This is a genomic window from SAR202 cluster bacterium, assembly GCA_016872285.1.
Taxonomy (GTDB): Bacteria; Chloroflexota; Dehalococcoidia; order Lucifugimonadales.
Genome location: VGZZ01000072.1, coordinates 1 through 8,250 on the forward strand (window position 1 = coordinate 1; position 8,250 = coordinate 8,250).

Annotated in this window: 8 protein-coding genes, 1 pseudogene and 1 CRISPR repeat array; of the genes and pseudogenes, 4 read left to right on the forward strand and 5 right to left on the reverse strand. The window is 56.3% G+C overall.

Annotated elements, in window-relative coordinates; all coding sequences use genetic code 11:
* Window positions 1-212: 212 nt before the first annotated feature.
* Window positions 213-587 carry a fluoride efflux transporter CrcB gene (gene crcB / locus FJ320_12505; GenBank protein MBM3926769.1) on the reverse strand — a complete coding sequence of 125 codons (375 nt, stop codon included), beginning with the start codon at window positions 585-587 and terminating at the stop codon, window positions 213-215.
* Window positions 588-594: 7 nt separating this feature from the next.
* Window positions 595-975 carry a hypothetical protein gene (locus FJ320_12510; GenBank protein MBM3926770.1) on the reverse strand — a complete coding sequence of 127 codons (381 nt, stop codon included), beginning with the start codon at window positions 973-975 and terminating at the stop codon, window positions 595-597.
* 398 nt (window positions 976-1,373) lie between these two features.
* On the opposite strand from FJ320_12510, the gene FJ320_12515 reads away from it, so the two are divergent.
* The 3 genes from FJ320_12515 (at window position 1,374) to FJ320_12525 (ending at window position 2,939) form a co-directional block, all read left to right on the forward strand.
* On the forward strand, window positions 1,374-1,688 hold the full coding sequence (locus FJ320_12515) for an RNA-binding protein (GenBank protein MBM3926771.1): 315 nt from the start codon (window positions 1,374-1,376) through the stop codon (window positions 1,686-1,688).
* A gap of 165 nt (window positions 1,689-1,853) precedes the next feature.
* Window positions 1,854-2,138, forward strand: a complete 285-nt coding sequence (locus FJ320_12520) for an RNA-binding protein (protein MBM3926772.1) — start codon at window positions 1,854-1,856, stop codon at window positions 2,136-2,138.
* Between the two features lie 135 nt (window positions 2,139-2,273).
* Entirely contained in the window at window positions 2,274-2,939 is a 666-nt protein-coding gene (locus FJ320_12525) for an SRPBCC family protein (protein ID MBM3926773.1), read from the forward strand.
* Here the strand turns inward: FJ320_12525 and FJ320_12530 are convergent.
* The 3 genes from FJ320_12530 to FJ320_12540 are packed head-to-tail and all read right to left on the reverse strand — an operon-like array spanning window position 2,936 to window position 5,036.
* A complete protein-coding gene (locus tag FJ320_12530; protein MBM3926774.1) occupies window positions 2,936-3,442 on the reverse strand; it encodes an NUDIX domain-containing protein in 507 nt (168 codons plus the stop codon). The two genes, FJ320_12525 and FJ320_12530, sit on opposite strands and share 4 nt — an antisense overlap.
* Window positions 3,443-3,483: 41 nt before the next feature.
* Window positions 3,484-3,690 (reverse strand): hypothetical protein, encoded by a 207-nt coding sequence (locus FJ320_12535; GenBank protein MBM3926775.1) that lies wholly within the window; start codon window positions 3,688-3,690, stop codon window positions 3,484-3,486.
* Between the two features lie 5 nt (window positions 3,691-3,695).
* Window positions 3,696-5,036 carry an aminotransferase class III-fold pyridoxal phosphate-dependent enzyme gene (locus FJ320_12540; GenBank protein MBM3926776.1) on the reverse strand — a complete coding sequence of 447 codons (1,341 nt, stop codon included), beginning with the start codon at window positions 5,034-5,036 and terminating at the stop codon, window positions 3,696-3,698.
* A gap of 1,977 nt (window positions 5,037-7,013) precedes the next feature.
* A CRISPR array of direct repeats spans window positions 7,014-7,272; the repeat unit is 36 nt; unit sequence GTGTCTAAGCCTTTTCCCCTTCTGAGCGGTTTCTAC.
* Between the two features lie 260 nt (window positions 7,273-7,532).
* On the opposite strand from FJ320_12540, the pseudogene FJ320_12545 reads away from it, so the two are divergent.
* Window positions 7,533-7,730, forward strand: a pseudogene (locus FJ320_12545) (hypothetical protein).
* Window positions 7,731-8,250 lie beyond the last annotated feature (520 nt).

An 8,250-nucleotide genomic window follows, 5' to 3' on the forward strand; every position in this document is an offset into this window, starting at 1 on the left:
CCCCCCGCCGGTGGGCATGAGGACAAAGACGTCCTTACGATTCAGGATTGCTTTGACGATGTCCTCTTGCAGCGGCCGGAATTCTGTGTACCCGAATACCGCCTTAAGCTTAGATAACACCTGAGATTCGTTCGCCGAGACGCTGGTCATAGTCCGATGATAAAAGGGGCTGAAGCTGTGCGCAAGGATTTGCTGGCACAGCCCGTTCCTCTCTACGCCGTTCCCAGCCTCCAGCCCGCCCACGCCGCGGCCACCCCTACGATCACCTGCAGCCCCACGTTCAAAAAAGCCAGCCCCGGCTGCCCATCTCGAAAAAGCGTCAGCGTCTGGTAGCCGAAGGCGGAGAAGGTGGTGAAGCCGCCCAGCAGGCCGACGATTAGGAAAGACTGTACGCCGCCTCCAAAAAGCTGACGGCTTTCCACCAGCCCCGCCAGCAGCCCGATGAGTAAGCATCCCGCCAGGTTCACCGCCACCGTTCCATAGGGGAATACAGGATGGCTAAGGAGGCGGTCGGCCCAAACGCCGACGCCATATCGCAGCATAGACCCGATAGCTCCCCCGGCTCCGACCAGCAGCACAGTAATCATTGCGCTCTCAGCTATTACAATCTTGGGTGTCTTTATGCACCCACTTCACGTCTTCAAAGACCTGGCCGTACTCGTCCTTTTTTATGTAAAGCATGTCCACGGCTATGGTCAGGCCCCCTCCTACAATTCCGGTCTTGTGGCAGACCCAGCACTTGGCTTCTTTGCCTTCCATCTCCTCAAAGACTTCTCCCCAGCGCCTCTTTTGCTGGCGTTTTAAGCAGGCGTCGGTCTCTACGCATTCCGGGCCGTCCAGCGGCAAATTAGAATACAGGCCTACGCCGTTGCCCACCCGGACCTCTTTAGGTACGGCCCCGTCGAATCCGCATTTATGGCAGACGGCCCTTGCGTTGCCGCTCCGCGGTCTGCTCCGCCAAAGTCTTATTGACATATATCTTCCAAACCCATTCTATCCTCGTTATAACAAAAAAGCCTCCACTGGGACTCCAGCAGAAGCTATCAGCCCCGACTCTATAAGGACGGTCTGGCAGAGCGCCGGGCGGGCTTCATCACGCTAGACGTAGGGTATCCAATGGCCCAAAGAGGTGTCAAGAATAACGACTGTTGACTATAGCAAAGCGGCCTTTTCGTACATTTTCAGCGTCGCTATGCAGAATATCGGCTAGCCAAAACGTCTTCTGGCATTCATCTTTATTTGCGACTGCGCTTGGCGATATAAAGTAGCGCAACTTGTGGCGATGGCGTATACTTGCGTCGAACGGGTTGCCACTTGCACAGAGGCGTATACCGTATCGTATAGCTGGAATATCCAGCAAAAGGAGTACCGGCTTGAGGATCTACGTTGGGAACCTTCCATATGAGATGGCAGAAGAAGAGCTGCAGAGGACTTTCAGCGCCTACGGGCAAGTGGAGTCAGCCACGGTCATCCGTGACCGGCAGACCGGTCGTTCCAAGGGTTTCGGCTTTGTGGAAATGCCCGCGGCCTCTGAGGCCAAGGCGGCCATTGAAGCCCTTAATGGTAAGCAGATTAACTCCCGCGCTTTGACCGTTAACGAAGCCCGGCCCCGGGAAGAGCGAGGCGGCGGCGGTGGCGGTTTTGGTGGCGGGCGCGGCGGCCAGGGCGGCGGTCAGCGCCGCTATTAGGCCTTAACCGTCCCCTAATTGACCTCTAATAAGGGCCTGCCATCCGGGGCCCTTATTCCTATTGGCGTCCATTCCCTCTTGGGTTATACTACTCTCGAACGGGTTGCCATCTGCTTCAGAGGCGTTCCGTATCGTAAGGCTGCAGAGCAGCAGAAGGAGAAAGGTTTGAGGATCTACGTTGGGAATCTTCCGTATCAGACCCTAGAAGAGGACTTGCAGACAGCATTCGGCGCCTACGGGCAGGTGGAAACGGTTACGATTATCCGTGACCGGCAGACCGGCCGGTCCAAGGGCTTTGGCTTTGTGGAAATGCCGACCGCTTCCGAGGCCAAGTCGGCCATCGAAGCCTTGAACGGCAAGCCGTATCAGTCCCGCAACCTCACCGTCAATGAAGCCCGCCCCCGCGAAGAGGGCAGCGGTTTCGGCGGCGGCCGCGGCGGCATGCGGTAACAAAACCTATCGCGGCCACCGATTTATCGGTGGCCGCGATAAAACTTCAGTCCGCTCTCACCACATATTACAGGGCAGCTAATCTTTGCTCGGCCAACTCCGAGCATTTCGTATTTTGGATGCGTGGAGGCTCGTGTGACGCAAAACAACGCCCTGAAGGTTATTCCCCTGGGGGAGCGCCAGTGGTGGTCCCTGGAAGTGCTGACCGCCAGCATGGTGGGCCTTCCTCTGGGAATAGTGCTGGGCTCGCTAGACCTGGCTTTGCCTTTGGTCCTGGTGATCATGGCCGGCGGCCTGGCCTTTATGTACGCCGGGGGCCTGCCTTTTCGAAAGGCCTCCCGCTCCGCCACCATCACACTCGATGCCACGCCACAGCAGGCCTTCGACGCCGCGGCGTCACTGGCGGGCCGGGCGCCGGCCCTGCAGTGCTTCTGGGGCGCGGCCCTTAAGCTGGAGCCGCCCGTCCCGCTTCAGCCCGGCGCAACTATTCAGAGCGAGTACAAGCTCAACGCTCGACCGGGAACGCTGGTCTGGACTGTGGTGTCGCTCAACAAACCCGGCGGCTTCTCCGTCGATATGGAAAACCGGTACCGGCTGCGGCGATGCCAGGGCCACGCCTCCGTCACCATTGAACCCGCGGGAAACGGCTCGCGAGTCCGTTACACCAGCCGAGTCATTCTACCCCTTACCGCCTCCCACCTCATGGGCGCTTTCTACGCGCGGCTGCTCCTTCGAGGGGCTGCTCGAGACCATATAAAACTGCTCCGGCAAGCCATCGAAACGCCCGTCGTCGCCCCCTAGCCTGACTCCCGCGCCCTTCGCAGCGCCTCCAGCCCCAGGCGTCGCACGTCGGCGGGGATCTCCAACGCCTGACCGTTTATCCACTCCGCCGGGCCTGTGTTCTTGAGCTGCTCCTCGCTGAACCATCGCCAGCCGTCCTTGATAACGGGCGCAGGGCCTAAGGGCCGGCAGAAGTAAATCATGTCGATGTGCTGGTGGAATCCTGTCCTGGGGTCCTGGATATCCTCAACCATAATTGCCTCAGGCGGAAGGACCTGCTGGGGGTATGAGAAGTCGTAAGCGAGCCTGCCCGGGATGACCTCCGCCGGTACGCCAGTCTCCTCTTGGATCTCCCGTAAGACGGCCTGGACTGGGTCTTCATTGGGCTCTATGTGACCTCCCGGCGGCAGCAACGCCCTTACTTTTTTGTGCCAGTGCAGCAGCACCTTGCCCTCATTCACCAGGTACCCGCTGGCGGTGAAATGGCGCGGGACTTTGTGCCCTTTGTGTGGCTCCGCGTTCATGCGCTAAGGATGATAAGGCCTGGATTGAAATGAGTCCAGGGTCAAGTCTCTGTTAATCTCTGATTTCGCCGCTGTTTCTTCTCTTCGCGATACTCGTCTATCAGGCGCTCCACGTCCTCAGGCTTTATGCCTAGTTCACGGGCCTTGCGCTCTCCATAGCGAAATATGCTTTCCCACTCTTTCTCATCCGCTCGACCCCGCAAAACTTCTTGTTGCGTCTCGTCCTTTTCACGTTCCTTGTTTTCCATAGCCCCTACACTATCCCTTCGTTCCGCAAGTCCCGCAGCGACGCCTCGAAGGCCTCCACCGTCTTGTCTATCTGCGCCTCTGTGTGCGCCGACGACACCATGAACACCTGCCCGCCCATGACGTGGACGCCGTGGGTCAGCATGGCTTTGGTTAAGTAGCCGGTGCGCTTGGACGTCATGCCCGCGCGGCGCTCCTCGTAGCTGATAACGGGGTCCTCCGGGTTGCCGCTTTTGGGCCACATGCCCAGCATAGGATTCACCATTGATGCGATGCCATACGCGAAGCCCGGCACCTCGGCCCGTCGGAAGGCGTTGTTGATTCCCTTCTTTAGTCGAGCCGCCAGCTCATCGGCCCGCTGGTTTATGGGCCGCTCCGCCAGCATCTTCAGTCCCACTATGCCCGCCATGGCTGTGGGCGGGTTGGCGTTGAACGTCCCGCCTTGGCCGATTCGACGCACGTTGTCCCAGTCCGGCGTCCCACGAAATGCCATCGTCTCCATAATCTCCGCCTTGCCGCCCACCGCCGCCCCGGGCATGCCCCCTGCCACAATCTTGCCGAAGGTACTGAGGTCGGGGTCGATGTTGTAGCGCACCTGTGCGCCGCCCTTGGACACGCGAAAGCCCGTAATGGTCTCGTCGAAAATCAGCAGCACGCCGTACTTGGCGGTCACCTCTCGAAGCTTGGGCAAGAAGGTCTCGCACTGAATGGGGAAGCAGCTGTAGTGGGCGCCCGTGGGCTCCAGTATCACCGCCGCCACGTCTTTGTCGTTCTTCAGGATGCGCTCGACTTGGTCGATGTCGGGCCGGCATACCAGGACCATGTCCATGATGGCCTTTGGCACCACGGCTGGCGGGTTGTTCCCCTGCGACGGCAGTGCCCATTCGTGCCAGCCGTGGTAGTGCTCCTCGAACTTCAATATCTTGTTCTTGCCCGTAAACGCCCGCGCCATGCGTATGGCTAAGTAGGTGGACTCGGTGCCCGAGTTTGTGAACCGCACCTGCTCTATGGACGGCACCAGCCGCATCACCGCCTCCGCCCACTCGATTTCGAAAGGTGTGCTGCCGCCTAGATGCGTCCCCTGAGCTGTCTGGGCTGCCACCGCCGCCACAATCTCCGGGTGGGCGTGGCCCTGCAGCAGCGCCCCGTTCCCCATCACATAGTCGATGACCTCGTTACCGTCAAGGTCAAACTTCACGCCCGCCATGCCTCGATTGAAATACACCGGGAAGGGCTCGGCGTAGCGGTTCTGGTGCGTGATGCCGCTGGGGAAGTAGCCTACCGCCTTTTTATACGCCTTGGCCGATTCCGCGAACATCTTGGTGTACCGTTCGTCAATGGTTGCCATACGTCACCTCAAAAAGTTTGACCTCCACGGCGCTGTGTCCAATATAGACGATTTGGCTGTCAGCTAAGAAGGGAATTGTAGCGTTTGTGGGTAGGGCTTCGATTGGACGTTTAGTACGCAGCGAAAGTTTAGGTTTTAAGAATGGCGGTGAGTTTAGCACAGCGGGGAGGGAGGGGCAATGGAGGGAGGTCCATGTTTAAGGAAGCTTATGATACTTGGGTATTATAAGAGAAATTTAATAATACTTTTGGGTGCTTTAGTATCATTAGTTGGGAGTTTTAATCCATAACTCGACATGCCAATCCAGTTTGAGACCAGTTCATCACTTTAGATTAACGCTAGATTAACGCTCCTTGGAGTACATTGCTATGCCTTGGGATGCACATCATTTTGAACGTTTACAGAATCTCTTGGGCCAAGAATGGTTGGAAGAAGGGTGTCGAGGTCTAGGAGTTGCAGTGCGGCGTGGACTAGAACAGGGTACCTTTACGTCTGCTCTTGAGAACAACACACATCCGATCCATAAATTGTGGTATGAGGGTGTTCTTGAAAGACCGCTGCCCAGTGCAATGGTTATCCAGGGCGATAATCGGATAGAACACGGACTGCTCTCGGCACACCGTATTTTGACCCTGGAATTCTTGGTTGCTAGACTTGAGGCGTCATGGAGTGAAGAAGTCAGGAATAATGTTGCGGCAAAACTGAGAAATCATCCTGAGTTTGAGTCAACTTTGTATGAATTACTTGTTACATTAAATTTAAGAGAAGCAGGGCACGATGTGAATCTTAGACTTCCTGCTGGCGCCTCTAAGGCAGACATTGAGGGTACTATCTGGGGTAGAGAAGTCCACATTGGATGCAAGAGACTGACATTTCGATCTCGTCCTCACGCAAATCGGATTGCTCACCTAAATGCGTTAGCACGAGAGATGCTGCCACTCATAGCACGGTGGAATCCATTTGTAGCAGTATCACTGGAAATTCGAGGCGCCGTTGAATTTAATGCAATTTCCGAAGTTGTTCGGGGGTATACAACCCAACCTGATTGCAGACCCTGTTTATTCCTCCCAGGGCCATGGCTTATGTATGTTAGCTCGGCCACCCAAGGAGTAGTCCGACTCCAAGGCGACCTCAATCAATTTGACGTTCTAGTCACTGATGGAGAGTTTCAGAATGGGATTGGGCACCAGCGACTTTGGGTAGTCGGGATACAAGATGTAATACCATCTGATTGGGGCACATTAGTCAGAAATCGTCTCAATGATGGTAGGCCACAATTGCAGCATGGTCGGAGCAACATCATATGTCTAGAAGTGGCCGACATGGTGTACTTTACCACTGAAGCCGAATTCGATCGGGTATTCGCTGCTGTAGATCAGTTTCTAGCGCGAGACTCGACCAGAGTCTCTGCAGTGATCGTTACCGTGGCTGGTGCTAGGCGGGTTGGCACAAATGATTCTGTCCGTGAAGGCCCAGTTCGGTTCCAATCAGATGGGAGAGCGTGGGTAATAAGAAACCCTCGAGCTGAAGTGCCCTTGCCAGAAGAATTCTCGGCTCTCCCCTTTAATAAGCCGTCAATCTGGGTAGAAGCTTCCCGTCAACCGCGCGGATCGCAGGTGGGCAGGTAAGAAGGTTCTGGTGGGCTATTTGTAGAAACGCTGGAGCGGGCGATGGGATTTGAACCCACGACCCTCTGCTTGGGAAATAGGTGTTGAAACATCTCAGTGTGTACCATTGCATCTCAAAGTCAGGGAAACCATGCCTAGATAATCTCTCGACGTAACCCGATTTATCCCCGTGTTGGTACAAACTTTGGTACAATAATCTAGGCATAAGCCAGCCGTGAGTCAACATAGAGTCAGGTCCCAAAGTACCGTCACCTTCCCCGAACAATAACTTTGTTCCAAAACTCGTGCGTATTACCCTACTACATAGGCCCAGGGAATGGCGCTCTAAAGCCTCGTAGTATGCCCGCATGTGTCTAAGCCTTTTCCCCTTCTGAGCGGTTTCTACTGCCCGCCCGTCAAGGCCTTGAGCATGTGGGTATCAAGTGTCTAAGCCTTTTCCCCTTCTGAGCGGTTTCTACCCTAATAAACATAAAGGGAGGCACAGGACATGGCACTAAGTGTCTAAGCCTTTTCCCCTTCTGAGCGGTTTCTACGTGGGGCGTTAGCCCTCAAAGAATCCAGTCCGAGCATTGGTGTCTAAGCCTTTTCCCCTTCTGAGCGGTTTCTACCAGGCAATTAGACACTTGACACACCAAACCATACGTGCTACTGCCTACATACAAACAAGGCAGACGTACAGAGTCCTTGAGTAAGCCTGAAGCTATTTTGACTTGGCCATAGAGCCTTGATACAATAGAGCCTTGACTAGGCCTTCTTGAATTTGTTAAACCCTAGGCTTTTGCTGGCAATAAAAAACAGTTAAAGTAGCAGCCGCCAATCGAGGAACTACGACATGACAAGAATGCGTTGGGTCCTGATTGGCCTCTGCATCGCATTGCTCGTTGCGGCGTGCGGCGGGAAGCAGGCGCCGCCCGCGCCGACGCCAACGCCCGTGCCTACACCTACACGGACGCCGCTGCCGGCTCCAACGTCCACACCAACTGTGGCGCCAACGGCAACTCCCACACCCCGGCCCACCGCCACGCCCACGCCTGCACCTACGCCTGTGCCCACGCCAACCTTGACCACGCGGTGGGTTCCCGTGGGATTCGCCGTACAGAACAGGCTTGTTGGCGACACCCTCGAGCTCTTCGCAGATGCCTTTCAGGTCGATCTCCCCTCGGGTGGAACAAGGCTTATCTTCCACAGCGCTTGGCATCCCCGCAGCGAGATGGACTCACCGGCCGGGCTGAAGCACGGTTTCACCACGTACCGCCTTATTTCTGCCGTGACCAGCGATGGGATCAACTGGACGATTGATCCCGGCGCCAGGACGGGTGTGAGCTCCAACCCAATGTCGCCTGATACCTGCTACCCCGTACCCGGCAAGGCGATTAAAAGACCCGACGGTACCCAGCTCATCTACATGAGTTGTGGAGCGTTCATAACCAAGGATGGCCTGGAGCTCACACGCATCAGATCAGGGCGCTATCTGGAATGGGGACCTCGGGAGCCCGACGCGGAGGACCAGGACAGTTGGGCGGAGATCAACATCGTCCTTCTCCCCGACGGCCGCTACCGGATGTATAAGGCTGTCTTTTACGCGG

What these genes read in the sequence shown, in the direction of transcription:
- FJ320_12535 (MBM3926775.1), bottom strand. Translation starts at nt 3,690, where the DNA reads ATGGAAAACAAGGAACGTGAAAAGGACGAGACGCAACAAGAAGTTTTG.
- crcB (MBM3926769.1), bottom strand. Translation starts at nt 587, where the DNA reads ATGATTACTGTGCTGCTGGTCGGAGCCGGGGGAGCTATCGGGTCTATG.
- FJ320_12530 (MBM3926774.1), bottom strand. Translation starts at nt 3,442, where the DNA reads ATGAACGCGGAGCCACACAAAGGGCACAAAGTCCCGCGCCATTTCACC.
- FJ320_12540 (MBM3926776.1), bottom strand. Translation starts at nt 5,036, where the DNA reads ATGGCAACCATTGACGAACGGTACACCAAGATGTTCGCGGAATCGGCC.
- FJ320_12510 (MBM3926770.1), bottom strand. Translation starts at nt 975, where the DNA reads ATGTCAATAAGACTTTGGCGGAGCAGACCGCGGAGCGGCAACGCAAGG.